This window comes from Ornithinimicrobium sp. (genome assembly GCF_035267225.1).
In the GTDB taxonomy this organism is placed as follows: domain Bacteria; phylum Actinomycetota; class Actinomycetes; order Actinomycetales; family Dermatophilaceae; genus Ornithinicoccus.
The window spans coordinates 15645-42257 of record NZ_DATFMA010000122.1 but is presented as its reverse complement, the minus strand read 5'-3'; the positions used below and the strand labels follow the sequence as shown (position 1 = coordinate 42257).

26 protein-coding genes are annotated in these 26613 nt (G+C 70.8%); 11 read left to right on the top strand and 15 right to left on the bottom strand.

Annotation, left to right across the window (positions count from 1 at the left end; translation table 11 throughout):
* Both VJ976_RS12425 and guaB read right to left on the bottom strand, forming a co-directional pair.
* The coding region (locus tag VJ976_RS12425) for a GuaB3 family IMP dehydrogenase-related protein (RefSeq protein WP_324100540.1) at window positions 1-816 on the bottom strand (816 nt) is incomplete at its 3' end.
* Window positions 817-886: 70 nt separating this feature from the next.
* Window positions 887-2404, bottom strand: coding sequence for an IMP dehydrogenase (gene guaB, locus VJ976_RS12420; protein WP_324100539.1), 1518 nt, complete (start codon window positions 2402-2404; stop codon window positions 887-889).
* Window positions 2405-2499: 95 nt separating this feature from the next.
* Between guaB and VJ976_RS12415 the strand changes: the two genes are divergently transcribed.
* Complete coding sequence (locus tag VJ976_RS12415; RefSeq protein WP_324100538.1) at window positions 2500-2778, top strand: WhiB family transcriptional regulator; 279 nt, start codon at window positions 2500-2502, stop codon at window positions 2776-2778.
* 120 nt (window positions 2779-2898) lie between these two features.
* Here the strand turns inward: VJ976_RS12415 and groL are convergent, their stop codons facing one another.
* From groL to VJ976_RS12400, 3 genes are all read right to left on the bottom strand, one after another.
* Window positions 2899-4506 carry a chaperonin GroEL gene (groL, locus tag VJ976_RS12410; protein ID WP_324100537.1) on the bottom strand — a complete coding sequence of 536 codons (1608 nt, stop codon included), beginning with the start codon at window positions 4504-4506 and terminating at the stop codon, window positions 2899-2901.
* Between the two features lie 138 nt (window positions 4507-4644).
* Entirely contained in the window at window positions 4645-4941 is a 297-nt protein-coding gene (gene groES / locus VJ976_RS12405; protein ID WP_324100544.1) for a co-chaperone GroES, read from the bottom strand.
* 205 nt (window positions 4942-5146) lie between these two features.
* On the bottom strand, window positions 5147-6415 hold the full coding sequence (locus VJ976_RS12400; protein ID WP_324100536.1) for a phospholipase D-like domain-containing protein: 1269 nt from the start codon (window positions 6413-6415) through the stop codon (window positions 5147-5149).
* Here VJ976_RS12400 and VJ976_RS12395 point away from each other — a divergent pair.
* Entirely contained in the window at window positions 6414-7814 is a 1401-nt protein-coding gene (locus VJ976_RS12395; protein WP_324100535.1) for a THUMP-like domain-containing protein, read from the top strand. The two genes, VJ976_RS12400 and VJ976_RS12395, sit on opposite strands and share 2 nt — an antisense overlap.
* On the opposite strand, the gene tsaD is transcribed toward VJ976_RS12395, so the two are convergent.
* Genes tsaD through tsaB form a run of 3 tightly spaced genes read right to left on the bottom strand, consistent with a single transcriptional unit; the run spans window position 7811 to window position 10101 of the window.
* The gene (gene tsaD, locus VJ976_RS12390) at window positions 7811-8872 is read right to left on the bottom strand and encodes a tRNA (adenosine(37)-N6)-threonylcarbamoyltransferase complex transferase subunit TsaD (RefSeq protein WP_324100534.1); all 1062 of its coding nucleotides are present in this window, start codon (window positions 8870-8872) and stop codon (window positions 7811-7813) included. The genes VJ976_RS12395 and tsaD overlap by 4 nt on opposite strands.
* A gap of 3 nt (window positions 8873-8875) precedes the next feature.
* Window positions 8876-9400: a ribosomal protein S18-alanine N-acetyltransferase gene (gene rimI / locus VJ976_RS12385; protein ID WP_324100533.1), complete on the bottom strand. Its 525-nt coding sequence runs from the start codon at window positions 9398-9400 to the stop codon at window positions 8876-8878.
* Window positions 9397-10101, bottom strand: a complete 705-nt coding sequence (gene tsaB / locus VJ976_RS12380; protein WP_324100532.1) for a tRNA (adenosine(37)-N6)-threonylcarbamoyltransferase complex dimerization subunit type 1 TsaB — start codon at window positions 10099-10101, stop codon at window positions 9397-9399. Before tsaB ends, rimI begins: the two co-directional genes overlap by 4 nt.
* A gap of 61 nt (window positions 10102-10162) precedes the next feature.
* Here tsaB and sodN point away from each other — a divergent pair, with 61 nt between their 5' ends.
* Window positions 10163-10564: a superoxide dismutase, Ni gene (sodN, locus tag VJ976_RS12375; protein WP_414693641.1), complete on the top strand. Its 402-nt coding sequence runs from the start codon at window positions 10163-10165 to the stop codon at window positions 10562-10564.
* A gap of 42 nt (window positions 10565-10606) precedes the next feature.
* Here the strand turns inward: sodN and VJ976_RS12370 are convergent, their stop codons facing one another.
* Window positions 10607-11962, bottom strand: coding sequence for an HD-GYP domain-containing protein (locus VJ976_RS12370; RefSeq protein WP_324100530.1), 1356 nt, complete (start codon window positions 11960-11962; stop codon window positions 10607-10609).
* Entirely contained in the window at window positions 11959-13344 is a 1386-nt protein-coding gene (locus VJ976_RS12365; protein WP_324100529.1) for an HD-GYP domain-containing protein, read from the bottom strand. Before VJ976_RS12365 ends, VJ976_RS12370 begins: the two co-directional genes overlap by 4 nt.
* A 418-nt stretch (window positions 13345-13762) precedes the next feature.
* On the opposite strand from VJ976_RS12365, the gene VJ976_RS12705 reads away from it, so the two are divergent.
* On the top strand, window positions 13763-13837 hold the full coding sequence (locus tag VJ976_RS12705) for a 50S ribosomal protein bL37 (RefSeq protein WP_414693640.1): 75 nt from the start codon (window positions 13763-13765) through the stop codon (window positions 13835-13837).
* A 64-nt stretch (window positions 13838-13901) separates the two neighbouring features.
* On the opposite strand, the gene rsrA is transcribed toward VJ976_RS12705, so the two are convergent.
* Both rsrA and VJ976_RS12355 read right to left on the bottom strand, forming a co-directional pair.
* A complete protein-coding gene (rsrA, locus tag VJ976_RS12360) occupies window positions 13902-14189 on the bottom strand; it encodes a mycothiol system anti-sigma-R factor (protein WP_324100528.1) in 288 nt (95 codons plus the stop codon).
* Window positions 14186-14836, bottom strand: a complete 651-nt coding sequence (locus VJ976_RS12355; RefSeq protein WP_324100527.1) for a sigma-70 family RNA polymerase sigma factor — start codon at window positions 14834-14836, stop codon at window positions 14186-14188. The genes rsrA and VJ976_RS12355 overlap by 4 nt, the downstream gene beginning before the upstream one ends.
* A 196-nt stretch (window positions 14837-15032) precedes the next feature.
* On the opposite strand from VJ976_RS12355, the gene VJ976_RS12350 reads away from it, so the two are divergent.
* The 6 genes from VJ976_RS12350 to VJ976_RS12325 are packed head-to-tail and all read left to right on the top strand — an operon-like array spanning window position 15033 to window position 21104.
* Complete coding sequence (locus tag VJ976_RS12350) at window positions 15033-16250, top strand: pyridoxal phosphate-dependent aminotransferase (RefSeq protein ID WP_414693639.1); 1218 nt, start codon at window positions 15033-15035, stop codon at window positions 16248-16250.
* Window positions 16251-16263: 13 nt separating this feature from the next.
* On the top strand, window positions 16264-17127 hold the full coding sequence (locus tag VJ976_RS12345; RefSeq protein WP_324100526.1) for an SOS response-associated peptidase: 864 nt from the start codon (window positions 16264-16266) through the stop codon (window positions 17125-17127).
* Entirely contained in the window at window positions 17124-17834 is a 711-nt protein-coding gene (locus tag VJ976_RS12340) for an alpha/beta family hydrolase (RefSeq protein ID WP_324100525.1), read from the top strand. Before VJ976_RS12345 ends, VJ976_RS12340 begins: the two co-directional genes overlap by 4 nt.
* A gap of 32 nt (window positions 17835-17866) precedes the next feature.
* A complete protein-coding gene (gene aroA, locus VJ976_RS12335) occupies window positions 17867-19234 on the top strand; it encodes a 3-phosphoshikimate 1-carboxyvinyltransferase (RefSeq protein WP_324100524.1) in 1368 nt (455 codons plus the stop codon).
* The gene (rsgA, locus tag VJ976_RS12330; RefSeq protein ID WP_324100523.1) at window positions 19231-20262 is read left to right on the top strand and encodes a ribosome small subunit-dependent GTPase A; all 1032 of its coding nucleotides are present in this window, start codon (window positions 19231-19233) and stop codon (window positions 20260-20262) included. The genes aroA and rsgA overlap by 4 nt, the downstream gene beginning before the upstream one ends.
* A 53-nt stretch (window positions 20263-20315) precedes the next feature.
* Window positions 20316-21104, top strand: a complete 789-nt coding sequence (locus VJ976_RS12325; RefSeq protein WP_324100522.1) for an inositol monophosphatase family protein — start codon at window positions 20316-20318, stop codon at window positions 21102-21104.
* On the opposite strand, the gene VJ976_RS12320 is transcribed toward VJ976_RS12325, so the two are convergent.
* The 3 genes from VJ976_RS12320 to VJ976_RS12310 all read right to left on the bottom strand — a co-directional run bounded on the left by VJ976_RS12320 (window position 21101) and on the right by VJ976_RS12310 (window position 25224).
* On the bottom strand, window positions 21101-22450 hold the full coding sequence (locus VJ976_RS12320; protein ID WP_324100521.1) for a M16 family metallopeptidase: 1350 nt from the start codon (window positions 22448-22450) through the stop codon (window positions 21101-21103). The genes VJ976_RS12325 and VJ976_RS12320 overlap by 4 nt on opposite strands.
* Before the next feature lie 62 nt (window positions 22451-22512).
* A complete protein-coding gene (locus VJ976_RS12315; protein WP_324100520.1) occupies window positions 22513-23796 on the bottom strand; it encodes a pitrilysin family protein in 1284 nt (427 codons plus the stop codon).
* A gap of 3 nt (window positions 23797-23799) precedes the next feature.
* Window positions 23800-25224 (bottom strand): NAD(P)/FAD-dependent oxidoreductase, encoded by a 1425-nt coding sequence (locus VJ976_RS12310; protein ID WP_324100519.1) that lies wholly within the window; start codon window positions 25222-25224, stop codon window positions 23800-23802.
* Window positions 25225-25415: 191 nt separating this feature from the next.
* On the opposite strand from VJ976_RS12310, the gene VJ976_RS12305 reads away from it, so the two are divergent.
* On the top strand, window positions 25416-26597 hold the full coding sequence (locus tag VJ976_RS12305; RefSeq protein WP_324100518.1) for a cell wall-binding repeat-containing protein: 1182 nt from the start codon (window positions 25416-25418) through the stop codon (window positions 26595-26597).
* Window positions 26598-26613 lie beyond the last annotated feature (16 nt).

Here is a 26613-nt window from a genome sequence, read left to right as displayed (position 1 = left end):
GACGATCTCTCCGGAGTTGCCCACCCCACCGTCGGCGATGACGTGCACGTAGCGGCCGCCGGACTCGTCCAGATAGTCGCGGCGAGCAGCGGCCACGTCCGCGATCGACGTGGCCATCGGGGCGTCGATGCCCAGGGTCGTGCGGGTCCGGTGAGCCGAGCCGCCGCCGAAGCCGACGAGGACCCCGGCGGCACCGGTGCGCATGAGGTGCAGAGCAGCCGTGTAGGTGCCGGCCCCGCCGACCACGACGGGCACGTCGAGCTCGTAGATGAAGCGCTTGAGGTTCAGCGGCTCCTGCTGGCTGGACACGTGCTCGGCCGACACCGTGGTACCCCGGATGACGAACAGGTCCACGCCGGCGTCGACCACTGCCCGCCAGTACTGCTGGGTGCGCTGCGGTGACAGCGCACCGGCGACGGTCACGTCGGCGTCGCGGATCTCCTGCAGCCGCTGGGCGATGAGCTCGGGCCGGATCGGCGCGGCGTAGAGCTCTCGCATCCGCTGGGTGCAGTCCTCGGGCTCGAGCTCGGCGATCTCGCTGAGCTGGGAGCTCGGGTCCTCATACCGAGTCCACAGACCCTCCAGGTCCAGCACGCCCAGCCCACCGAGGCGACCCATCTCGATCGCGGTCGACGGGGCCATGACGGAGTCCATCGGCGCCGCCATCAGGGGCAGGTCGAAGTGGTAGGCGTCGATCTGCCAGGAGATCGAGACCTCCTCCGGGTCGCGAGTGCGCCGGGAGGGCACGATGGCGATGTCGTCGAAGGAGTATGCGCGGCGACCCCGCTTACCCTTGCCGATCTCGATCTCAGTCACCGGGCAAGGGTACAAGCCGGTGGCCCGCGTGCCGGCCGCCTCGCAACGCCGGCGAACCGGGCCTGGCCGCCTACCGCGCGACGTAGTTCGGCGCCTCCACCGTCATCTGGATGTCGTGCGGGTGGGACTCGGTCAGACCGGCGGCGGTGATCCGCACGAAGGTGCCGCGCTGCTGCAGCTGAGGCACCGTCCGCGCGCCGACGTAGAACATGGACTGGCGCAGACCTCCGATGAGCTGGTAGGCCACGGCGGCCAGCGGGCCGCGGTAGGGCACCTGACCCTCGATGCCCTCCGGGATCACCTTGTCGTCGTCTCCGACGTCGCCTTGGAAGTACCGGTCCTTGGAGTAGGAGACCCCACGGCCCCGCGACTGCATGGCCCCCAGGCTTCCCATCCCCCGGTAGGACTTGAACTGCTTGCCGTTGATGAAGACCAGGTCGCCGGGTGACTCCTCGCAGCCGGCGAGCAGGGAACCGAGCATCACGGTGTCGGCTCCGGCCACGATGGCCTTGGCGATGTCCCCGGAGTACTGCAGCCCACCGTCGCCGATGACCGGGACGCCCGCCGGGCCCGCAGCACGGTGCGCCTCGTGGATGGCCGTCACCTGCGGCACACCCACCCCGGCCACCACGCGGGTGGTGCAGATCGAGCCGGGTCCCACGCCGACCTTCACTGCGTCGGCCCCGGCGTCGATGAGGGCCTGAGCACCGGCACGGGTGGCCACGTTCCCGCCCACGACGTCCACGCCGGCGGCGGCCGGCTCGGCCTTGAGCCGCGCGATCATGTCGGTCACCCCGCGCGCGTGACCGTTGGCCGTGTCCACGACCAGCAGGTCCACGCCGGCGTCGACGAGGGCCATCGCCCGCTGCCAGGAGTCACCGAAGAAGCCCACGGCGGCTCCCACGCGCAACCGTCCCTCCGCGTCCTTGGTGGCGTCGGGAAACTGCTCGGTCTTGGTGAAGTCCTTGACGGTGAACAGTCCCTGCAGCAGGCCGCGCTCGTCGACGATCGGCAGCTTCTCGATCTTGTGCGTGGCCAGCAGGTGCAGCGCGTCGTCCTTGCCGATGCCTACCGGGCCGGTGACCAGTCCGGTCGAGGTCATCACCTCGGCCACGGAGCGGCCGTAGTCGGACTCGAAGCGGATGTCGCGGTTGGTGATGATGCCGATCAACGCGCCGGCGTCGTCCACCACGGGCAGACCGGAGATGTGGAAACGGCCGCACAAGGTGTCCATCTCCGCCAACGTCGCCTCCGGCCCGATGGTCACCGGGTCGTTGACCATGCCGTTCTCCGAGCGCTTGACCCGGTCGACATGGGCCGCCTGGTCCTCGACGGCGAGGTTGCGGTGCAGGATTCCCAGCCCTCCCTGGCGCGCCATCGCGATCGCCATCCGTGCCTCGGTCACCGTGTCCATCGCCGCCGAGAGCAGCGGCATGCGCACCGTGATGTTGCGGCTCAGCCGGCTCGCGGTGTCCGCCTCGCTGGGCACCACATCGGTCTCCCCGGGCAGGAGCAGCACGTCGTCGAAGGTCAACCCCACCTCAGCCAGCGCGGAGGGTGCTTCGGGAGAGCCGGGGCCTGAGGTCATGGCGGCAAGTCTAGGCCGGGCCGGTGTTTCGTTCGTCCCGCCGGTGGGTACTGGAGGGGTGGAGGCGAGGTAGCACCCACCACCAGGAGGATTCCGTGACCGACACCGCAAGACAGCCAGGGCCGACGGCAGAGCTATGGGAATGGCAGTACGTCGGGCTGTGCCGGACCGTCAGCCCCGAGGTGTTCTTTCACCCCGAGGGCGAGCGAGGCCCGGCGCGGCGGCGACGTGACGAGCGCGCCAAGGCCGTATGTCGTTCCTGTCCGGTGCTGGACCAGTGCCGTGAGCACGCGCTGCGCGCCCGCGAGCCCTACGGCGTCTGGGGCGCGATGACCGAGGGAGAACGCGAGGCGTTCATCGCCCGCAGCGCCTGAGCCGACGCTTCGCGCCCGGGCCACGCACTGCCCGGAGCCTCGTGGCGCCTCGCGTGCTCACCACGCACACCGGCCCGGACCCCATGACGGGGTCCGGGCCGGTGTGCGTGCTCGGGTGGGTCAGTGACTGTGACCGTGGCCGGCCGGCGCCTCTTCCTCCTCGGGACGGTCGACCACCAGGGTGTCGGTGGTCAACACCATGGAGGCGATGGAGGCCGCGTTCCGCAACGCGGAGCGCGTCACCTTGACCGGGTCGATGACCCCGGCGGCGAACAGGTCCCCGTAGTCTCCGGTAGCGGCGTCCAGGCCGTGGCCCGGCTCGAGCTCGGCTACCTTCGCGGTGGCGACGTAGCCTTGCATCCCGGCGTTCTCGGCAATCCAGCGAAGGGGCTCCACGGCGGCCTTGCGCACGATGGCCGCGCCCACCGCCTCGTCACCGGAGAGCTCCAGCTCATCCAATGCGGCCGCGGCGTGCACCAGCGCGGAACCACCACCAGCGACGATGCCCTCCTCGATGGCCGCCCGCGTTGCCGACACGGCGTCCTCGATCCGGTGCTTCTTCTCCTTCAGCTCCACCTCGGTGTGGGCACCGACCTTGATGACGCAGACGCCTCCGGAGAGCTTGGCCACCCGCTCCTGCAGCTTCTCGCGGTCCCAGTCCGAGTCGGTCGCTGCCATCTCCGTGCTGAGCTGGGCGACCCGGGCGCCCACCTCGTCGGCCGAGCCGCCGCCGTCGACGATGGTCGCGTTGTCCTTGGTCAGCACGACGCGACGCGCGGAGCCGAGCACCTCCGGGCCGACCTGGTCCAGCTTGAGGCCGACCTCCTCGGTCACGACCTGACCGCCGGTGAGGATGGCCATGTCCTGCATCATCGCCTTGCGCCGGTCACCGAAGCCGGGCGCCTTGACCGCAGCGGCGTTGAGCGTGCCGCGGATCTTGTTCAGCACCAGTGCCGAGAGCGCTTCGCCCTCGACGTCCTCGGCGACGATGAGCAGCGGCTTGCTCTGCTGCGCGACCTTGTCCAGCAGGGGCAGCAGGTCGGCAACGGCGGAGATCTTGCCCTGGTGCAGCAGCACGTAGGCGTCCTCCAGGACGGTCTCCATCCGGTCGCTGTCGGTCACGAAGTACGGCGAGAGGTAGCCCTTGTCGAACTGCATCCCCTCGGTGAACTCCAGGTCCATCGCGGTCGTGGACGACTCCTCCACGGTGATCACGCCGTCCTTGCCCACCTTGTCGAAGGCGTCGGCGATGAGGTCGCCGATCATCGAGTCCTGGGCGGACAGGCTGGCGACCTGAGCGATCTCGTCGCGGCCGTCGACCTCACGCGCGGTCTGCAGCAGACGGTCGGAGAACACGGTGACGGCCTGGTCGACACCCCGCTTCAGCGCCGCCGGGGCGGCTCCGGCCGCGACGTTGCGCAGCCCTTCCTTGACCATGGCCTGCGCCAGCACCGTGGCGGTGGTGGTCCCGTCGCCGGCGACGTCGTTGGTCTTGGTGGCGACCTCCTTGGCCAGCTGGGCGCCCATGTTCTCGTAGGGGTCGTCCAGCTCGACCTCGCGGGCGATCGTGACCCCGTCGTTGGTGATGGTGGGGGCACCCCACTTCTTGTCGAGCACGACATTGCGCCCTCGGGGTCCGAGGGTGACTTTGACGGCGTTGGCCAGAGCGTCGACGCCACGCTCCAGGGCCTTGCGCGCGTCGTCGTTGAACTGCAGTTGCTTTGCCATGAACGGCGGCCTTTCTCAGTATGCGGGTACGGCGGGGATCGTCATCGGCTGCGCCGGCGCGGAGTGCGAGCAGGTGCAGAGGGAACGACGCCCCGGCGACCCCGCTGGGGTGCGGGGTCGACGGGGCATCAGAGGTGGTCAGTCGCCGACGACGGCGAGCACGTCACGCGCGGAGAGGATGAGGTACTCCTCACCGGAGTACTTGACCTCGGTCCCGCCGTACTTGCTGTAGATCACACGGTTACCGACGGCCACGTCCATGGGGACGCGGTTGCCGTTGTCGTCGATGCGCCCGGGGCCGACCGCCAGGACCTCGCCCTCCTGGGGCTTCTCCTTCGCGGTGTCCGGGATGACCAGGCCAGATGCCGTGGTCTGCTCGGCCTCGACGGCCTGCACAACGATCCTGTCTTCGAGCGGCTTGATGGAAACCGACACGTCGGTCATTCCTTTCGTCGTGGTCGACTGGGTGAGTCAACTGCTGGGGGACTCGCAGCCTCGGGTGGGATCGCCGTCGCGGGGGTCGACTCCACCCAAGTCTTGGCACTTTCGTGCCGCGAGTGCTAATCAGAATCTAGGTCGCCGCTTGGCACTCGGTCAAGCCGAGTGCCAACCGGAGCCGGGCCGGGTCCAGCGTGTCCGCTCAGAGCAGCGGTTGCAGCGGCCGCAGAACCCGCTCCGCGAGCCGATGGCGCAGCGTCCGGTCCGCCCACTCCCGGGCCGTCATCTCCCGGCAGTTGCGCAGGTCCTGGGCGAAGACCTCCTCCATGACCGCCGCCTGTCCCTCGTCCACCACCTCGAGGTTGACCTCGTAGTTGCCCCGCATCGACAACCGGTCGATGTTCGCCGTCCCGACGGTGCTCCACTGCCCGTCCGCGGTCGCCGTCTTGGCGTGGACCATCGCGTCCTGGTACAGGAAGAGCCGGACACCACCGGCCAGCAGGTCGGTGACATAGCTGCGCGCCACGATGTCGGCCACGATGTGGTTGGAACGCTGGGGCGTGATCACCCGGACGTCGACCCCGCGTGCGGCCGCAGTGAGCAGGCCCTGCAGGATCTCCCGGTCGGGGATGAAGTAGGCCTGGGTGATGTACAGATGGTGGCTGGCCCGGTCGATGGCCTCCAGGTAGACGTTGCGCACCGGGAAGACCATCCGGGACGGCTCGTTGCGCGCCGCCCGCACCGGGTAGTTCCAGCGCGGCGCGCCCCCGTCCGGGAGCTGCGGCTGCCGTTTTCCACAGTGGCGGTTCCAGAAGTCGACGAAGGTGTTGCTCAGCTCCCAGACCGTGTCACCCTCTACCCGCACGTGGGTGTCGCGCCACTGCGTCGCGTACTGCGAGCCGATGTTGTAGCCGCCGACGAACCCGACCTCGTCGTCCACCACGAGCACCTTGCGGTGGTCCCGGCCGGTGCGCCGGGCATCCAGCCTCCATCCCCCACGCACCGTGGGGAACTGCAGCACGTTCACCTCGCGAGGAAAGGTCTTGAACGCAGCCGGGACGACCAGGTTCGCGAAGCCGTCGAAGACGATGAAGACCTGCACCCCGCGCTGCGCGGCGGCGACGACCGCATCCTTGAAGCGCTGACCGACCTCGTCGCCCTTCCAGATGTAGCTCGCAAGGTAGATGTGCTCGGTCGCCCCCTCGATAGCGCGCAACATCGCCTCGTACAGGTACTCCCCGTAGACGTAGGTGGTGATGGTGTTGCCCTCCAGCTCGGCTGCGAGCGGAGGAGCCTCGGGCGCGTTGTGCACGGTCGTGGTGCGCCGCATCCGCAAGGCGTCGATGCTCGTGATGGCCCCGGCCGCCCCGACCGGCACCGAGCCCGCGATCAGAGCCGCACGCGCGACCCGGCGTGGGAGCCTGCGCACCGAGCGCCGCAGCACCGTGCGCTTCGGGAGGGGAGAGGCCATGGGTTCATTGAACAGGATGCTCCGCGTCGACCGCGGAGTGCACCATGGTGTGGTGGATCTGGCGACCGTGGATGCCCTGTGCAGCCCCCAGGGACGGGAGCTGATGTCCAGCCTGCCACGGCCGTACGACCCGGCGGCCGCGATGCGCCTGACCTCGTCCCTGCGCGCTCGCGGCCACAGCCCGGAGCTGGTCGCCGCCGCCCTGACCCAGTCCGAGCTGCGCACCCGTGGGGAACGCAAGTTCGGAGCCGCCTCGCACGACATGCTGTTCACCCGGGACGGCCTGGAGCAGAGCTCCCGGCCCGCGGTGGCCGAGCTGCACGCGAGCCGCTTCGCGGCGGGGGGCGTGGGCGCCGTGCACGACCTGGGATGTGGCATCGGTGCCGACTCGATGGCCTTCGCCGAGGCCGGTCTGACGGTCGAGGCCGTGGAGTCGGACCCGGTCACGGCTGCCGTCGCCGCTTTCAACCTCGCTGCGGACACGGGACCGCCGGGCGGACGGCAGCGGGGAGTGGACGAGCGCGTGCGGGTACACCACGGTCAGGCGCAGGATCCCCGCTGGCGACGCGAGGCCGAAGCGCGACGTGCCGCCCACCCGGCCGGCGGCACCCCTGTCGGGGTCTGGCTCGATCCCGGACGCCGCACCGGCGGAGTGGCGGATGTCAGCGGCCGCACCCGCCGCGTGCGGGCGCCGGACCAGATGTCTCCTCCGTGGGAGACCGTCCAGGCTCTCGCCCGTGAGTGGCCGGCGGCCGGCGTCAAGCTGGGAGCCGGTCTCGGCGCCGTCCACGCGCCGCCGGAAGGGGCTGAGGCCCACTGGGTCTCTCACGACGGCGAGGCGGTCGAGTGCGTGCTGTGGTGGGGAGCCTTGGCGCGGGAACCGGGCACGAGGAGCGCGCTCGTGCACGCTGAGGGGCAGTGGCACCGGCTACGCGCTTCCGGTGAGACCCTCATGCCGCCACCAGTGAGCTCCCCGAGCCAGGTAGGCCCTGTGCTCTACGAGCTCGACCCCGCCGTGGCGGCGGCGGGCTTGCGGGCCGCCGTGGGCCTGGAGCTGCAGGCACGGACGCTGGGGTCGGCGGCCTACCTCAGCGGCGACCGGGTGGTCCGGACGCCGTGGGCGCGGGCATGGAACGTGCACGAGGTGCTCCCGCTGCGGACCGCGCCCCTGCGTCGGTGGGCCCGACGCGAGGATGTCGGCGCGCTGACCGTCAAGCGTCCCTCACGCCGCGCGTCCGGCGGTGACGTCGTGCCCGATGCCGACGTGCTGCGCCGCCGGGTGGCGCCGGCAGGCTCCCGTGCGGCCACGTTGCTGCTCAGCGACCTGGGCCCCGCCAGTGCCGGGGTGGCGCTGTGGGTCAGCCCGTGCGCCGGACGGGACGAGCGAGCACCGAGCTAGGCGCGGATCTGCTCCACCGGTTGAGAGGAGTCGACGGCCAGGTCGGGCGAGGACGGAGCCCTTCCGGCGGTCACCGCCAGCGACCCCCAGGCCGCCACCATCGCTCCGTTGTCGGTGCACAGCCCTGGCCGCGGGACGCGCAGCCTCAGTCCCACCCGGTCGCACCGAGCCGCCGCGACCTCGCGCAGCCGGCTGTTCGCGGCCACCCCTCCCCCGATGAGCAGGTGGTCCACCCCGGCCTCCCGGCACGCATCCACGGCCTTGGCGGTGAGCACGTCCACCACGGCCTCCTGGAAGCTGGCCGCGACGTCCGCCACCGGAACCGGCTCACCCGACTCCGCCCTGAGTGCCACCCAGCGCGCGACGGCGGTCTTCAGACCCGAGAAGCTGAAGTCGAAACGGTGCCGCTGCAGGTCCCGGGTGCCGGTCAGGGCCCGTGGGAAGTCGATCTCGACGGTGCCCTCCCGGGCCGCGCGGTCGATGTGCGGGCCGCCGGGGAAGGGCAGTCCCAGCACGCGCGCCACCTTGTCGAACGCCTCGCCGGCTGCGTCGTCCATCGTTGCGCCGAGCGAACGGACCTCCTGGGTCACGTCGGGCACGAGGAGCAGGTTCGAGTGACCCCCACTGACCAGGAGCGCCACGACCGGCTCGGGCAGCGGACCGTGGTCGACGACGTCCACGGCCACGTGGGCACTGAGATGGTTGACGCCGTACAGCGGCACCCCCAGCGAGGAGGCCAGTGCCTTGGCGGCAGCGACCCCGACCATGAGGGCACCGGCCAGCCCGGGCCCCGAGGTGACGGCGACCGCATCCACCTGCTCCAGACCGACCCCGGCGTGCTCGCAGGCACGGTCCACCATGGGCACCATCGCCTCGAGGTGAGCACGGGAGGCGACCTCGGGCACGACTCCCCCGAAGCGGGCGTGCTCCTCGACGCTGCTCGCGACGGCGTCGGCCAGCAGCGTGCCGCCGCGCACGATCCCGACCCCGGTCTCGTCGCAGCTGGTCTCGATACCGAGCACGACCGGTTCGGCGCTCACCACATCCGCCTTCGTCATCCCTCAGTCACCCGTCAGCGCCGGGCCGCCGGAGAGCTCGTGGCGTTGGACGATGGCGTCCACGCCTGCGGGCTGATAGTAGCCGCGTCGCACCGATACGGTGCGGTAGCCGTGAGCGGCATACAGGGCGAGCGCTGCCCGGTTGTCCGCACGCACCTCGAGCAGCATCTCCCGTGCCCCTCGGCCGCGTGCGTGCTCGTGCAGCGCACTCAGCAGCTCCCCACCCCGCCCGAGCCCGCGTTGGGCAGGATCCACGCCGATCGTCATCACGTCGGCCGTGTGACCGGCGAGCGTCAGCCCGGCGTACCCCGCGACGACAGGCCGCGGCGAGTCCGGGTCGAGGTCGACCACGAGGTAGTGCCGTCGGGGGCGGGCTGCGAGCTCACCCCACCACATGGCCGGGGACCACGCCGAGTCGGGGTAGAGACGCTCCTCCAGGGCTGTGACCTGGGCCAGGTCCTGCCACCGCATCGGGCGGACGACCGCGCGGGACCCGACGCCGGCCGGGCGGTCCGCCGCCGTCCTCACGAGGACGCCGATACCGGTGCCGGCGCAGCACGCCGCGGCTGGGCGTCCGGGCGTCGCAGGTACAGCGGCTCCGGCGAACGCCGATGCCGAGCCTGCGTGGCCAGCCGCCCGACCGTGCTGGGCTGGACGTCCATCAGGTCCGGCTCGGCCCGGTCGCCGAGCGGCGCCAGCGGGTGCAGGGCCTGGGGGTAGAGCAACGGGCCCCGTCCTGCGCAGGGCAGATCTCGCACCTCTTCCGGGATCGCGTCGGCTCGACCCACGGCGGGCTCGCCGTGCCGGCGCACCCCGTGGGGCCCCACGGTGTACCGGGCCCAGTACACCTCCTGACGGCGCGCGTCGGTGGCCACGAGAATCTCGGTCTCCCCGTTCGCGCCATGACCGCTCAGCCACTCCTGTGCCTGCGCCGCGAGGGCGTCGAGCGAGCAGACTCCGTAGACGGGCACCCGCAGCGCCCTGGCCATCACGCGGGCGGTGACGATGCCCACCCGCAGCCCGGTGAACGGCGCCGGCCCCACCCCTGTCACCACCTCACGCACGTCGCCCGCGGCCCTGCCTGCCTGGGCCAGGGCGCGCTCGACGGCGGGCGCCAGAAGCTCTGCGTGGCGACGGGAGTCGGCCTCGGTGACCTGGCTCAGCACGGTCTCGCCCGACAGACAGGCCGCACCCACGAGCGAGGTGGAGGTATCCATCGCGAGCAGCACCGGCTCAGGTTAACGTGGGCGTACCCAAACGATCATGGAAGGACCACTCATGCTTGCACGCTTGTTCTCCCGCCTCGGCGGCCATGTCCTCGACGTCAGCGCGCACTGCGACCTGCCGTGTGGGGTGTACGACCCGGCGCAGGCTCGGATCGAGGCCGAGTCGGTGAAGATGATCATCCAGAAGGTCAACGACAGCGACGACCCGGATATGAAGGCACGGGGGCTGCTCATCAAGGAGCAGCGCTCCGAGCTCGTCAAGCACCACATCTGGGTGCTGTGGACCGACTACTTCAAGCCGCCGCACTTCGAGCAGCACCCCCAGCTGCACATGCTGGTCAACGAGGCGACGAAGCTGGCCGGGGCCACCGGAACCAAGGGCTCCTGGGACGTCTCCAAGGCGGACGACCTGCTGGCCAAGATCGACGAGATCGCCGAGATCTTCGCCGAGACCAAGAAGGGATGAGGTGGTGGTCCTGACCGTGCGGCTCGCACCTGGGCCGGGCGGTCAGGACCGGGCTTCCGCGCGCGAGCCGAACAGCTCCAGTGACAACAGGTCCTCTCCCGAGATCTGTCCCTCCCGCCGCAGCACCCGGCACAGCTCGCGCAGCACCTGAGGGTCGTAGTCGTAGCCCATGCTCAGGCGGAGCCGTTGCAGGCTGCGCAGCCGCGTCCCGGAGTCCAGCGAGACTCCTACCAGGTCGTCGTAGGCGTTCGCCACGCGCAGGATGCGGCTGGCGATCGGGAAGTCCCCGAGCTCCTCCAGCCGCCAGTAGGGAGTCGCGTGGTGCGCCACCACGGCCGAGACCTTGGCCATCTCCTCGGTGTGCGCCAGCAGCGCCGCCCCGGCCGCCGCGACCCGCCGCTGGTCCAGGGCCGAGGTGTGGGTGGTCGCACCACCCGGGATCCTGCGCTGGAGCGAGAGCTGGCCCAGGTCGTGCAGGAGCGAGGCGTACTCCAGGTCGCGCAGCTCGGGCTCGGACAAGCCCACCTGACGCCCGATGAGGACCGACAGCCGGGCTACCCGGGCCGCGTGACCGGGGTCGGTGAAACCCGCCTGGTCGGTCAGCCTGGACAACGCCCATACGGTCTGCCGTCGGGCGTCGAGCACCTTGGACTGGTGGCGCACCGCGATCATCAACAGCACCAGCGGCACACTGAAGATCGCGACCGCGGCAGGCCCCACCACGCGGGTGGCCAAGGCGGTGGACACGGCAGCACTCACTACGCCGAGGCCCAGGGGGCCCACGGCCTTCAGCTCGTCGGTGAACGCGTGGTAGATCACGGTGTGCTCGTGCGCTGCGCGCTCATAGCTCCACAGCACCATCTGCAGTCCGAGGGCCAGCCCGGCCAGAAGGGCCAGGCCCAGAGCCGGGACCCAGCGCGCGTCGGACCCCCAGTTCACCAGGGCATCGTGCAGGGATGGTCCTCCCGGACGCTGGACCTGCATCAGCGAGGCCACCAGCCCCACGATCAGAGTCCGCAGGGCGATCTCGGCCGCCACCGGCTGGTGACCGTAGCGGACCCACCGCACCACGGCGGCGGCGGCGGCTGCCGCCGCGCCGGCGAGGGCCAGGTAGCCGGGGCTGACCTGCACCTCGGTCCCCCCCGGCAGCACAGCCGTCATGGCCATGGCCAGGCTCACGGTCATCCCGACCGGCTCCACCTTGCGCCCGCTGACGATGGTGATCGGACGGGAGTCGGCCACCACGATCACCAGGACACAGACGGCCAGCCACAGCCCCACCTGGAGCGAGGCCAGGACCGGCCAGGGGTGGTCGAAGACCAGCAGGAGCGCCACGAAGACACCGGTGAAGACCGAGAGCCCCTGCGTGACCCACTGAGAGCCGAACCGAACCCTCATGCTCTGTCCTCGCTCGGCTCGGGCTGCCAGGCCGCATAGGCATCGCTCACCGCGGGATCGTCGTGGTCGTTGACGTCCTTGGCGTCGGCCAGCGTCTCCTCGCTGATTCGGGTGGTCTCCCAGGGGGTCTCGGCCAGCGAGTCGGCCAGCGCCTGTACCACCTCGGGGTCCAGATGGGTACCGGCGCGCTCCCAGCACTCAGCCAGGGCCTGCCGGCCACTGGACTCCGAACGATACGAACGGTTCGTCGTCAAGGAGTCGAACGCGTCCGCCACCGCGATGACCCGCGCGAAGAGGTGGATGTCCGAGCCGGCCAGGCCCGCGGGGTAGCCGAGCCCGTCGAACCGCTCATGATGGTGCAGGATCCCCGGCAGGGCGGGGACGAGGAAGTCGATGTCGGAGAGCATCTGGACTCCCGCCTCGGGGTGCTCCTGGACAGCAGCCAGATACCTCACGTCATGGGCGGTGGTCCCCTTCGGCACCTGGGGCGAGGTCGACACCAGACCGAGATCGTGCAAGAGCGCGGCGAAGTGCAGCGCCGCAGCGTCCTCGCCGGTGATCCCGAGCCGGGTGCCCATCCGGGCGCTGAGATCGGCCACCCGGGCGCTGTGGCCCGAGGAGTAGGGAGTGGCCACCTCCAAGGCCCCCATGAGGGTGCCCACGATCCGAGCGTGACCATGACGCTGCGCGGCGTTGCGGCTGATGGCCCACTGGGTCAGCAGCAAGGGCACGACGATGAGCACCGCGCTGAACGCACCGAGGCCACCGGGGCCCCACAGCACGACCAGCAGAAACGCCACGACGACATGGACAAGATAGCTGGCGCCGATGTCGCGCAGAACGTCCACCGCCGCCGAGACGGCGTTGCCACCGAAGTGCAGGCGCATCATGACTCCGACGAGCAAGGCGTTGACAGCGATCGAGACCAGGTAACCGGCCAGCATGGGCAGCGCCACCTCAGCGAAGATGTTCAGAGGCGTGATGCCATCCGGGACCGGCGCCAGACCCCCGGCGCCCAGGTAGACGGCGGCGCCGGCCCCGGAGACGCAGGCCGTCATGGCCGGGTTGAACAGTCGAACGTCCAGGCTGCCGCGGCGGAAGTCGAGCAGGAAACTCAGGTATCCGACGAGGACGGCGCCCCCCGGGCCCGCCAGCACCGTCGCGGCCGTCAGGACCACGGTGGTGAACGAGACCTCCAAGTGGGCCCCGAAGTCACTTTCGCGCAGGTTGGTGCCCAGCGCGCCGAGCGCCGACAGGACCACCACCGCCTGCCAGTCCACCTGCTTCTGGACGCCGAACCCCCACCAGCCCAGCGCGAGCGCGAGCGCGGATACTGCGCCGATGAACAGGAACAGTCGCCAGGCAGCAGGGGACGAGCTCATCTAGAGCTCGTCCCCGGCTGCGCAGGCGCGAAGTGCGCCGAGCTGTCGGCTACCTCTTAAAACTGAAGATGTTGGCCCAGCGCTTGATGAGCTCCGCCATGATGTTCCTCTCTGGCTATCCGGTCGGTCGACACGATGTCCTCCGTGTGAGGAAATCATCCGGATGCCCTCCCAGGATCACATCAGAAAGGTAAAGCAACGGCGCGATGTAAGCGTTTTCACTCAAATGCGCGGCGTATTTTTACTCTGCGTATGCGCCTTGCTGGGACACGATACGCTGAGCGCAGATGTCTACTCTAGATCATCGGGGTTGTGGACGTGAGCATCGTGTGTGCCGCGTCGCTGCCCACCACAGCCATGGCGCGGCACACCCGGTGCCCGCGTCGACTGTCTCGATCGCACCACCAGAGGAGCCACCATGAGCAAGCGAGCCCGCAAGCGTCGCGACCGGAAGAAGAAGGCCGCCAACCACGGCAAGAAGCCCAACACCTGAGCCCCGAGGGGTCGCCGGCCGCATCAGCGCATCCGGTCACAGCCCGCACGGGCTGTGACCGGATCTAGGAGTCTGCGTCGCGGTTCTCCGTGGTGATGCGCGCGACCACCTGCATGCGCAGGGCGCTCGGTGCTTCCTCGCGCTGGCACGCGCGGCGCACGAGGGACTTGAGCAGCAGATCGCGCTCGTACTCGCGTAGACACGACCCGCACTGGTCCAGATGGGCCTTGATGAGCTCCCGGTCTTCCGGGCCCGCCTCGTTGTCGACGTACTCGAAGAGCCGCAACACGACGGCCGCGCAGTCCGCTGCCCCTGCGGAGGCGGGCACGTGGTGGTACTCGGGGCTGGTCATGAGCGCACCGCCTCCTCGGCGACGAAGCCGCGGTCGACGGCGTAGTCCGTCAGCAGCTCGCGCAGCTGCCGTCTGCCGCGGTGCAACCGGGACATGACGGTCCCGATGGGGGTGTCCATGATCTCGGCAATCTCCTTGTAGGCGAATCCCTCGACGTCGGCCAGGTAGACGGCCAGACGGAAGTCCTCCCCGATCGAGGCCAAAGCACGCGTCACGTCCGAGTCCGGCAGATGGTCCAGTGCCTCGGCCTCCGCGGAGCGCAGCCCGCGAGACGTGTGCTGCTCTGCCCGGGCCAGCTGGTAGTCCTCGACGTCGGAGGAGTCGGACTCCTTGGGCTGGCGTTGCTTCTTGCGGTAGGTGTTGATGTACGTGTTTGTGAGAATCCGGTACATCCATGCCTTGAGATTGGTGCCCGGCCGGTACTGGTGAAAAGCAGCGAATGCCTTGGCGTAGGTTTCCTGCACCAGGTCCTCGGCGTCCGTCGGGTTGCGGGTGGTTCGAAGCGCGGCACTGTACATCTGGTCCAGCAGCGGCATTGCTTCCCGTTCGAAGCGAGCCGCCCGCTCGGCCTCGGTCTCCTGGGTCACGTCGACGGACGCATCCCGGTCGGCCTGGGTCCCGGCGTCGAGGTCCGCGCGCTCGCTCATCAGACCCCAACCTACCCCGTGGCCGACACCATCGGAGGCTGGGGAGGCAAGGACGTCTGCTGTCGCCAGCACAGCATCCTCCTCTGCTCGTCGGGTCCATGACCGGCTCTCCACGACTCAACGCCGATGGCTGGCGTCCGCATTCCCCCACCCGTGTCACCATGCCTGGGTGAGCGCTCCGACATCGGCCGTGAACATGCGGCCGCTCAAACAGTCCTCGAAGCTGCAGAACGTCCTGTACGAGATTCGCGGCCCGGTGGCCGCCCGTGCCGCCGCTCTGGAGGCCTCGGGGCACCGCATCCTGAAGCTGAACATCGGCAACCCGGCAACCTTCGGCTTCGACGCCCCCGACCCGATCCTGCAGGACATGATCGCGGCGTTGCCGCACGCCCAGGGGTACTCCGAGTCCCGGGGCATCCTGTCCGCCCGGCGGGCGATCGTGGCCCGGTACCAGGACGTACCGGGCTTCCCCGCCTTCGACGTCGACTCGGTCTACCTGGGCAACGGCGTCTCCGAGCTGATCATGATCATCACCTCGGCCCTGCTCGACAACGGCGACGAGGTGCTCATCCCGGCCCCGGACTACCCGCTGTGGACCGCTGCGACGAGCCTGGCCGGCGGCACCCCGGTGCACTACCTCGGCGACGAGAACGACGGATGGAACCCGGACCTGGAGGACATCCGGGCCAAGATCACCCCCCGCACCAAGGCCATCGTGGTCATCAACCCGAACAACCCCACCGGCGCGGTCTACCCCCGGGTGGTGCTGGAGGAGATCGCCGACATCGCCCGCGAGCACTCGCTCCTGGTGCTCTCGGACGAGATCTACGACCGCGTGCTCTACGACGACGCCGAGCACCACTCGATGGCCGAGGTCGCCCCGGACCTTCTCGTCCTGACGCTCAACGGCCTGTCCAAGACCTACCGGGTCGCCGGGTACCGCGCCGGCTGGCTGGTGCTCACCGGTCCCACCGCCCACGCCGCCGGTTTCCTGGAGGGGATCGAGCTGCTCGCCTCCACCCGGCTGTGCCCCAACGTGCCGGCCCAGCACGCCATCCAGGCGGCAGTCTCCGGTCACCAGAGCATCCGCGAGCTGACCGCTCCCGGCGGGCGCCTGTCCCAGCAGCGCGACGTCGCGGTGGCGGCTCTCCAGCGGATGGAGGGGGTCAGCTGCGTGAGCCCGCGTGGGGCTCTGTACGTCTTCCCCCGGTTGGACCCTGAGGTGCACCACGTCCGCGACGACGTCCAGCTGTGTCTGGACCTGCTGGAGCAGGAGCACCTTCTGGTGGTGCACGGCAGCGGGTTCAACTGGCCCACTACCGACCACCTGCGCATCGTGACGCTGCCGTGGGCGGGCGAGCTCGACGAGGGGCTCGAGCGGCTCGGCAACTTCCTCAGCAGCTACCGACAGTGAGCGGGGGCCGTTGATGTGCGGGCGGTACGCCGCGAGCGCCCACCCCCACGAGCTCATCGAGATCTTCGAGGTGGACCAGGACGCCAGTGGCGACCCCACGCGGTCCCTGCTCAAAACACCACAGGAACCGCCCGCGGGCCGACCGGACTACAACGTCGCGCCCTCGAAGGCCGCTCCGGTCGTCGTCCAGCGGCCGGCACGCGCGGACCGCGGTGAGTCGCGACAGCTGCGGCTGCTGAGCTGGGGACTCGTCCCGCCGTGGAGCACCGACACCACTGGCAGTGTGCGCATGATCAACGCCCGCGCCGAGACCCTGCTCAGCAAACCTGCCTTCGCCAAGGCAGCCCGTTCGCGCCGCTGCCTGGTCCCGGCCACCGGATGGTACGAGTGGCAGGCCTCGCCGGTGGCGACGGGACGCAACGGCAAGCCACGAAAGCAGCCCTTCTTCCTGACCCGCTCCGACGACACCCCGTTGGCCCTGGCAGGCGTCTACGAGTTCTGGAAGGTCCCGAGCGACGAGGCACCGTCGCATCTGCACGGTACGTCGACCGAGCGCAGCCCCGCGCCGGCGTGGTTGGTCACCTTCGCGATCGTCACCACCGCGGCGGAGGCCGGGTTGGACCGCATCCACAGCCGCCAGCCCGTCGTGCTCGATGAGGACCGTTGGCGTGACTGGCTGGACCCCGGACTCGAGGACGCCGACCACATCGACGGTCTGCTCGGTGCCCCCGCGCCCGGCCGGTTCACCGCCTGGCCGGTCAGCACCGCCGTCAACGCCGTGTCCAACAACAGCTCCGCGTTGATCGAACCCCTTCCGTCGTCCGACCTGGTCGGGGTCCTCGACCCGCAGAGCGGGGAGGTCATCGGCTCACCGTGAGCGATGCGATCGTCCGCGACGTACCGACCAGCCAGGGCCTCGCTCGGCTGCACTGCTTCTCCCCCGGCCCGGCCGGCGCGACAGCGGCAAGCAGTCCGGGGTCGAGGCCTCGCGGCACGGTGCTGCTGGGCCACGGTGCCGGCGGCGGGGTCGACGCGGCGGACCTCGCTGCCTTGACCGCCCTCACGCAGCACGGCTGGGCCGTGGCCCTGCTGGAGCAGCCGTGGCGGGTCGCGGGTCGCCGGATCGCCGTGGCGCCGTCTCGCCTGGACGAGGCCACCGAGCAGATGCTCGGGCTGGTGGGTCGTCTGAGGTGTGCCCCGCGTCCGTGGGTGCTGGGTGGGCGGAGCGCGGGAGCCCGGGTCGCGTGTCGTCTCCGGGGCCACGCCGAGGCACTGTGCCTGATCGCGTTCCCGCTGGCCCCGCCCCCGCGCGGCGGGCGCTCACCCGCACCGCGCACCGACGAGCTCCTCGCCCCCCTCCGGGAGGGCATCCCCACCTTGGTGATGCAGGGCGAGCGCGACCGCTTCGGCGGGCCCACCGCCCTCACCCGTGCCGTCGGCGCGGCCCTCGAGCATCAACGGTCCCGTCCCTGTCCCGACCAGCTCGGCCTGCGGGTACGCGGATACCCCGGCGACCACGGCCCCAGCCGCGACCTGCCTGCCCTCGTGAACGAGGTCGGCGCCTTCCTCGACGCACTACCGTAGTGGCGTCCGCACTTCCCCGTCCGAAAGGTGCCATGGCCACCGCTGGCGCTGACGAACCCGAGCAGCGTGGGCGCGACCACCGCGCTCACCCGTCCACAACACCCTGGGCTGCCCCGCACGCGCGGGGCCCGGCCGGAGGGACGGTCCGGGTGCCGGGCAGCAAGTCCATGACCAACCGGCACCTGGTGCTGGCGGCCCTGGCCCAGGGCGAGAGCATCCTGCGTCGGCCGCTGGTCTCTCGCGACAGTACGCTCATGCGCGCGGCACTGAGCCAGCTGGGCGCCCGGTTCACCGCGGAGGCCGGCGATGCCGAGTGGCACGTCCAGCCCCCGGAACCCATGGCGCCTGCGAGCCGGATCGACGCCGGGCTGGCCGGCACGGTGATGCGGTTCCTGCCCCCCGTCGCGGCAATGGCCCGGGGAGCGACGACCTTCGACGGGGACGCAGAAGCACGCAGCCGCCCCATCCGTCCGTTGCTCGACGCGCTCGCTGAGCTCGGGGTGCATGTGGGCTCCCCCGCGGAGGGACAGCCCACCCATCTACCGTTCACGGTATACGGCAGCGGGACCGTACGAGGGGGCGAGGTCGACATCGACGCCTCTGCGAGCTCCCAGTTCGTCTCCGCTCTGCTGCTGGCCGGCGCCCGGTTCGAGCGGGGGGTCACCCTGCGTCACGTGGGCTCATCGCTGCCGAGCAGGCCCCATATCGAGATGACCCTGCAGGCTTTGGCGAGGTCCGGAGTGGAGGCGGGCGAGACCGCCCCCGGCGTCTGGCGAGTGGAGCCGGGCCCGGTGCGGGCGATCGAGATCGACATCGAGCCGGACCTGTCCTCGGCGGCTCCCTTCCTGGCTTTGGCCGCGCTCACCTCGGGCCGCATCACGGTCGCCGGATGGCCGCGGTCCACCACCCAGGCCGGTGACGCCATGCGATCCATCCTGACCGCCATGGGCGCCCGCTCCCGGCTGACCAGCGATGGGCTCGAGCTCACCGGGCCCCCGCCCGGAGAGCTGCAGGGGGTCGACATCGACCTGCACGACGTCGGCGAGCTGACTCCGGTCGTCGCTGCGCTCGCGGCACAGGCCTCGACCGCTTCGCGGCTGCACGGCGTGGGCCACCTCCGCGGGCACGAGACCGACCGGCTCGAAGCGCTGCGGGCTGAGCTGTCCCGGATGGGCGGACAGGTGCAGGCCACCAGAGACGCCTTGCTGATTGAGCCCGCCCCCCTGCACGGCGCGGTACTGCGGACCTACCACGACCACCGGATGGCCATGGCCGCCGCGGTGCTGGGCGCCGGGGTGCCGGGAGTGCTGGTGGAAGACGTGGCGACCACGGGCAAGACGTTCCCCGACTTCCCGGCCGTCTGGTCCCGGCTGCTGGGCGCAGGGGCGGCCTCGCCGTGACCGGTCGGTACGAGCACTACGAGGACCAGGTCCGAGAGCGGCCGGGTCGGCGCAGCTCACGACCCCGCACCAAGGACCGGCCCGCACACGCCGACGCCGAGGTCGGGATGGTCACGGCCGTCGACCGAGGGCGTTACACCGTGGACATCCACGGCCGGCCTGTGGTGGCCATGCGCGCGCGAGAGGTGGGTCGGCGGCGCATCGTGGTGGGCGACCAGGTGGCAATGGTGGGGGACACCAGCGGCGGCTCCGACTCCCTGGCCCGCATCGTGCGGGTGCAGGAGCGCCGGACCGTCCTGCGCCGCAGTGCCGACGACACGGACCGGGTGGAGCGGGTCATCGTGGCCGGGGCCAGCCAGCTGGCCATCGTGACGGCCCTGGCCGATCCGGAGCCACGACCCCGCATGGTCGACCGGTGCCTGGTGGCCGCGTACGACGCAGGCCTGCAGCCACTCCTGGTCCTGACCAAGGCGGACCTGGCAGACCCCGGCCGGCTGACGGAGCAGTACGCCGACCTCTCGGTACCTTCGGTGGCGCTGGCCGCAGGATCTCATCCCGGTGACCCCGGTGACTCCGGTGACTCCGGCGACCCGGTTGGCCTGGCCGCGCTACGCGACCGCCTGCGGGGGGAGGTCACCGTGTTGGTGGGGCATTCCGGCGTCGGCAAGTCGACCCTGGTGAACGCGCTGGTTCCCTCCGCAGAGCGGGCCACGGGCGTCGTGAACGACGTCACCGGCCGTGGGCGGCACACCTCGACCAGCGCCGTGGCGTTGCCGCTGGGCCACGGCGGTTGGGTGGTGGACACGCCGGGTGTGCGCTCGTTCGGACTGGGTCACATCGACCCCACAACCTTCGTTCATCACTTCGCCGACCTGGCTCCCGGGGCGGCAGGTTGCCCCCGTGGTTGCAGCCACGACGAACCCGACTGCGCCTTGGACGGCTTCGTCGAGTCCGGACAGGCCGGAGCGCATGGCCGCGCCCGGCTCGACTCGCTACGACGCCTGCTGCGCAGCCGGACCGGCGACTGACCCCGGGACCGTCCTGCGGCGGAGCCCCTGTCGCCAGCGGCTACCGTGTGCGCGTGGACAACTTCGCGGACGATCTGCGCCTGGCCCATGTGTTGGGGGACACCGTGGAGCGCTACACCATGCAGATGTTCCACTCCGCCGAGCTCGAGGTCGCGGCCAAATCCGACGGGTCCCTGGTGACCCAGGCCGACGAGCACGTCGAGCAGGCGATGCGGTCTCAGCTGGCCCGGTCCAGGCCCCGGGACGTGGTCCAGGGTGAAGAGCTGCCCACCACCGGCCACGGTGACCGACGGTGGATCATCGACCCGATCGACGGCACCACCAACTACATCCGTGGCGTCCCGATCTGGGCCTCGTTGATCGCCCTGGTGGTACAGGACGAGCCGGTCCTGGGACTGGTGGCGGCCCCGGCACTGCAACGCCGCTGGTGGGCCGCCGCCGGGTCGGGCGCGTGGACCGGCCGGAGCCTGAGCCAGGCTCGACAGATCTGGGTCTCGGACACCTCACGGGTCGAGCACGCCTCCCTCTCTCACGCCGCACTGGACAAGTGGTGGCGCCACCGGCAACGCTCCGGATTCCTGGATCTGGCCCGCGCGTGCTGGCGCACCAGGGGGTACGGGGACTTCTGGACGCACTGCCTGGTCGCCGAAGGCGCCGTGGACATCGGCGTGGACCCCTCACTGGCCCTACACGACATGGCGGCCCTGGCGCCGATCGTCACCGAGGCCGGGGGCAGGTTCAGCGACCTCGACGGGGTGGACGGCCCGTTCGGCGTGGGCGCGGTCTCGAGCAACGGGCTGCTGCACGAGCCCGCGCTGGACGCGTTGCTCGGGCAGGGCTAGGAGGTCGGCACCACCCGGACCGGACCCAGCCGTTCCAGCGCGGTGAGATGACGTTCGGCGTCGCCGACGACGACCGTCGTCCATCCCGGCCCACCGGCCACCTCGTCCCAGGCCGCGGCTGCGGCCTGCCGAGTCAGGGTCCGAGAGGTCTCGACCGTGCCGGTGACGAACTCGGGGCCCAGGTCGTCCAGAGCCAGGCGGACCAGCTCGTTGGCCACGGAGTCGGCTGTGCTGTAGCGGCCCGGGGCGGTCTTGGCCACGAAGTCGGCGGCGTGGCGCACCTCCTGCTCGCTCAGTCCCTCACCGCTCACGTCGAGCACCTCGCGCAACGCGGCCAAGGCCTCGGCTGTGGCCTCGGCCCGCACCGACCCCGACACGTGACACACACCGCCGTCTCGCCGGGGACGGAACCCGGCTCGCATGCCGTAGGTGTAGCCACGCTCCTCGCGCAGCACGGCGTCGATCCGGGACTGCGGCGAACCTCCCAACAAGAAGGCCAGGACCTGGTAGGCGCCCCACCCGTGGGGGGTTCGGCGGGTCGGGCCGGGGCGCCCCAGGTACAAGAAGCTCTGCGCCGAGCCGGGGCGGTCCACCAGGACGGTCGCGGCGGCGTCCTCACCTCGTGCGCCCGACACCGGAACCTCCGAGCGCTCCGATGCCGCAGCAACGGAGCTGGGCCGGGCGGTCCATCCGGCGAGCCCCTCCCCCACGACGCCGACGGGGTCGCTGTCCAGACCCGCCAGGTCCCCGGCCAGCACCAGTACCGCATTCCGCGGCTGCATCACGGAGGCGTAGTAGCCGCGCACGTCCTGCGACCCGATCCTCGCGACGCTCTCCGGCTCGCCACCGGCGAGACGGCTGGCGCGGTCTTCGGGATGGAAGTAGGCACGGGCGAACTCCATCCCCCCGCGCGCTGCCGCATCCGCCCGCGCGTGGTCGATCTCACTGAGCCGAGCCCGCTGCAGCCGAGCCACGACCGCGTCGGGATAGCTCGCCTCGGTGAGGCAGTGCGCCAGGAGCCCGACCGCGGCGCGGAAGTGCGCGGCTGTCACTTCCATCTCGATGACGAGGCCCTGCTCGCCGATCCCAGCGCCAAGAGCGATCCCGTGACTCTCGATGACCTCCGCGAGCTCCTGAGCGCTGTACCGGGAGGTGCCCTCGTCCAAGCCTCGGGTGACCATCCACGCCACGCCCTCCAGCTCACGCGGCTCGGCCGCCAGCGGCGCCGGCAGGCCGACACGGAGCGACAGGACGTGCTGACCGGGCAGGTCGAGGGTGACCAGGTCGGCGCCGCCGTCGAGAGGATGCCGACCATGAGCGGGCAGGCTCCACGGCCGAGCCGGCAAGACCTCCGGTCGCGGTGGGAGCGGGCCCGGCTCCCTCGCCGTCGGCTGGAGGCTGCTCGAGCTCACGCGGCGGCCCCCGCACGCCGATAGGCCAGCACCGCACGCGACTCCGGTCGCAGGTGGCGGCCGGCTACCTCAGCGATCCGAGCAGGGTCGAGCGAGCGGACGCGGGCCAGGTGGGTGTTGAGGTAGTCGGGGTCCTGGTGCGTGAGCATCGCCCGCCCGATGATGTCGGCACGTTCCTCCGCCGAGGCCAGCGCCTCCAGCCATGAGCGTTCGGCCCCCGCCTGGGCGGCGGCGAGCAGGTCCTCGCGCGGAGGCGTCTCGGCCAGCCGCGCGAGCTCGGCGCACAGGGCGTCCTCGACCTCCTCCAGACTGGAGGATGCTTCGACGTCCAGCACCACGTAGGCCAGAGAAGTGCCGCTGACCAGGCCCAGAGCCGCGGCGCCGCAGTCGATGACGACCTCCCGCTCCCGCACCAGGGAGCGGTGCACGGCGGAGGAGGACATGCCGGCCAACAGGTCCAGGGCCATGGCGCAAGCCAGGTAGTCCGGCGAGGTGATCTCGGGCAGCCGGAAGCACACGTAGAGGCGGTCCGTGGGCACCGCCCCGGTCATGGGCCGCCGGCTGGGCTTCGACAACGGCGGCAGCGGCGACGTCCCCGGCGGCCGCTCACGATGGTCGGTCGGTGCCGACCCCGTCGCGAAGTAGCGCTGCGCCCAGTCCACCCCCTCGGAGGGGGTGAGGTCGCCGACCATGGTCAGCACCGTGTGGGAGGGGTCGTAGTGGCGCTCATAGAAGGCTCGGACCGTCTCCAGCGAAGCGGCCTGCAGGTCCTGCATGGAGCCGATGGGGGTGTGCCGATAGGGATGGCCTTCGGGGAAGACCGCCTCGCACATGGCCGCCAGGGCGTCGCCGTAGGGCTGGTTGTCGTAGCGCTGCCGCTTCTCCTCCACGACCACGTCTCGCTGGTTGTCCACGTTGGCTTGCGTCACGGCAGGCAGAAGCCGGGCATGACGGTCGGCCTCGAGCCAGAGCGCGAGCTCGGCGGCGCCGCGTGGCACCGTGTCGAAGTAACACGTCCGGTCGAACGAGGTCGTGGCGTTGCACCGGCCTCCGTGGCTCATCATCAGCGCGAAGTGCTCACCGTCGGCGACCTGCTGCGACCCCTCGAACATGAGGTGTTCGAAGAGGTGCGCCAGCCCGGTCTGCCCAGGTTCCTCGTGCCGCGAACCCACACTCACCCCGATGTTGATGCTCACCTCGGGGACCAGGTGGTCCTCACTGACGAGGACCGTCAAGCCGTTGTCCAGCGTGTGCCGCACCACGGGATAGGGGTCGGTCATGTCCTATCCCTGGTCGGCGGGCTCGTCGACCGTCTCGTCCGCTACAGGTCGCCTGGCCGCTCCCATGGGCCGCATGATGCGGCCCATGGCCTCGGGAAGCCGCCGGTCGTCCTGCTCCATCGCGAGGCGACCGAAGACCTGCTGCTCGGTGATGGTGCGCTGAGCACGGTCACGGCCGACGAAGGTCACCGCCCAGTGCAGCAGGGTCGTCACCTGGGACTTGAAGCCGATGATGTAGAAGAGGTGCACCACCAGCCACATCGTCCAGGCAGTGAAGCCGGTGACCCGTACCGACCCGACCTCGGCGATGGCCCGGAACCGCGCGATGGTGGCCATGTTGCCCTTGTCGAAGTAGGTGAAGGGTCGGCTCTCGGGCTTTCCCTCCACCGCCCGGGCGATCTGAGCGGCCGCGTGTCGGGCCGACTGGATGGCGCCCTGCGCCACTCCGGGCACCTCGTCGTGCGCCACCATGTCACCGACCGCGAAGACCTCGGGATGCCCGGCCAGCGTGAGGTCGTCGTTGACCGGCAACCTGCCGCCCCGGTCGACCTCCAGCCCGACCTGCTCGGCGAGCAGCGCGGCCAGCGGGCTGGCAGTGACCCCGGCCGCCCAGACCTTGGTGACGGCCTCGATCCGGTGGTTCTCGCCGTCGGGGCCCCGGTAGTCGAGGCCCAGCTCGTCGACCTCGTTGACCATCGCCCCGAGGCGTACCTCGACTCCCATCTCCTCCAGCTCGGCCTGGGCCTTGGCCTGCAGTGAGGGGTGGAACGAGCTCAGGACGCAGTCGCCGCCGTCCATCAGGACGATCCTCGCGTCCTGCGGAGCGATGTGACGGAACTCGCGCTCCAGGGTGCGTTTCGACAGCTCCACGAGCTGCCCGGCCATCTCCACGCCTGTGGGGCCGGCGCCGACCACGACGAAGGTCATCAGGCGAGCGGCGTCCTCGTCCTCGCCCCGAGCGGCGGAGATCTCCGCCAGCTCGAAGGCGCCGTAGATCCGGCCGCGCAGCTCCAGCGCGTCGTCGATGTTCTTCATGCCGGGGGCGTCATGCGCGAAGTGGTCGTTGCCGAAGAACGACGTCACCGACCCCGCGGCCACGATCAGGTAGTCGTAGTCGTAGTCGTACTGCAGACCCAGGATCGACACGGACACGGTGCGGGACCCGACGTCGATGCTCCTGACCGTGCCCAGCACCACCTCGGTGTTCTGGTGCGCAGCCAGGATCTCGCGGGTCGCCGGAGCGACCTCGCCCGGGGACAGGATCCCCGTGGCGACCTGGTACAGCAGCGGTTGGAAGAGATGGTGGCTGGTCTTCGCGATCACGGTGACCTCGACCGGCTCGTCGGCCAGGGCCTGGGCCGCGAACAGACCCCCGAAGCCTGATCCGATGATGATGACGCGCGGTCTCCTGGTGGGCTGATCGCTCATGCGCGACACCTTACGGACCCCGACCGCAGCCCGCTCACCCTGGTCCGGACCGGTGTGCCCGCTCCGGCTCGTGTGACACTGGAGGCGGGGAAGAGTGGTCAGCTCCTCCGGGTCGGTACGCCCGGAGGGCATCGAGGGGGTCTGCAGTGATTCTGAGGGGGGCCGGTGTCCCGGGCGCCGCGAGACGACGGGTGCTTGTCGTCGCTCTGCTTCTCGCGACGCTGTCGCTGGGTGGGTGGCCGGCGACGGACGCCGCGGATGCGCACCGGGCGGCTGCCCAGAGCGCCATGGTCACCACCGCCTCGCCGACCCTGCACGCCAAGGGTGGGGGAGGTGCAGCCGCGACGACCCGTAGCTGGACGCCTCCCGTTCGCCCCGTCAACACTCTCGCCTGCACGGTCGAGGAGGAATGCGACTGCGGGCCGCCGCGAGCTCCCGTGGTGGAGCGCGAGGCCGGGGGCAACCGGTACGGGACCGCCGCCGAGCTGGTGCCCCGTTTCCGCAACACGGTGAGCACCGTCTACATCGTGAACGGCAACGCCTTCCCTGACGCGGCCTCAGCGGCCGCGGCCGCAGGTGCCGGAGTGGTCCCCGACCGCTGGCGCGGTCGCGCGTGGGCACCGGCCCCGCTGTTGCTGACGGGGCGCGACAGCCTGCCTGCCCCCACCCGAGCAGCCCTGGAGAGCCTGTCTCTGGAACGCATCGTCATCGTGGGAGGCACCGGCGTCGTCAGCGAGGCCGTGCGCGATGAGCTGGGCCGGTATGCGGACCCGGTCCTGCGAGTCGGTGGGCGAAGCCGGTATGCCGTCTCGGCCCTGCTGGCCGAGCGTTTTCCCGCGGACACCGACACCGTCTATGTCGCCAGTGGCGAGGACGGTTCGCTCGCCGACGCACTGACCGGCGGAGCCTTGGCAGCCCAGGAGGGAGCGCCGGTACTGCTCACCCGCCCCGACCGGGTCGATCCCGCCACCAGGGAGGCACTCGACGTCCTGAACCCGGCGCGCACGGTGGTGCTCGGGGGCCCGAACGCGGTCTCCTCGGAGGTGTACGACCGCATCGGAGCTGATGCACGCCTCGACGGGGACAACCGCTACGGCACCGCGGTCGCGGTCGCGCGCCGGTTCGGCGCAGAGCAGCCCGGTGCCTTCCTCGCTTCCGGCCGTGCCTACGCGGATGCCCTGACCGGTGCCGCCCTGGCCGGATCGCTGCGGCAGCCCCTGCTGCTGTCGGGCTCCGAGCGCATCCCTGATGAGGTCATGGGTGAGCTCGACCGGCTTTCCCCGGCGCGCTTCACCCTGTTGGGAGGGACGGGTCCGTTGAGCCTCGCCGTGGAGGACCAGGCCAACCGACATTACCCGACCTGGATTCGGTAGCGGGGTCGCCTGCGCC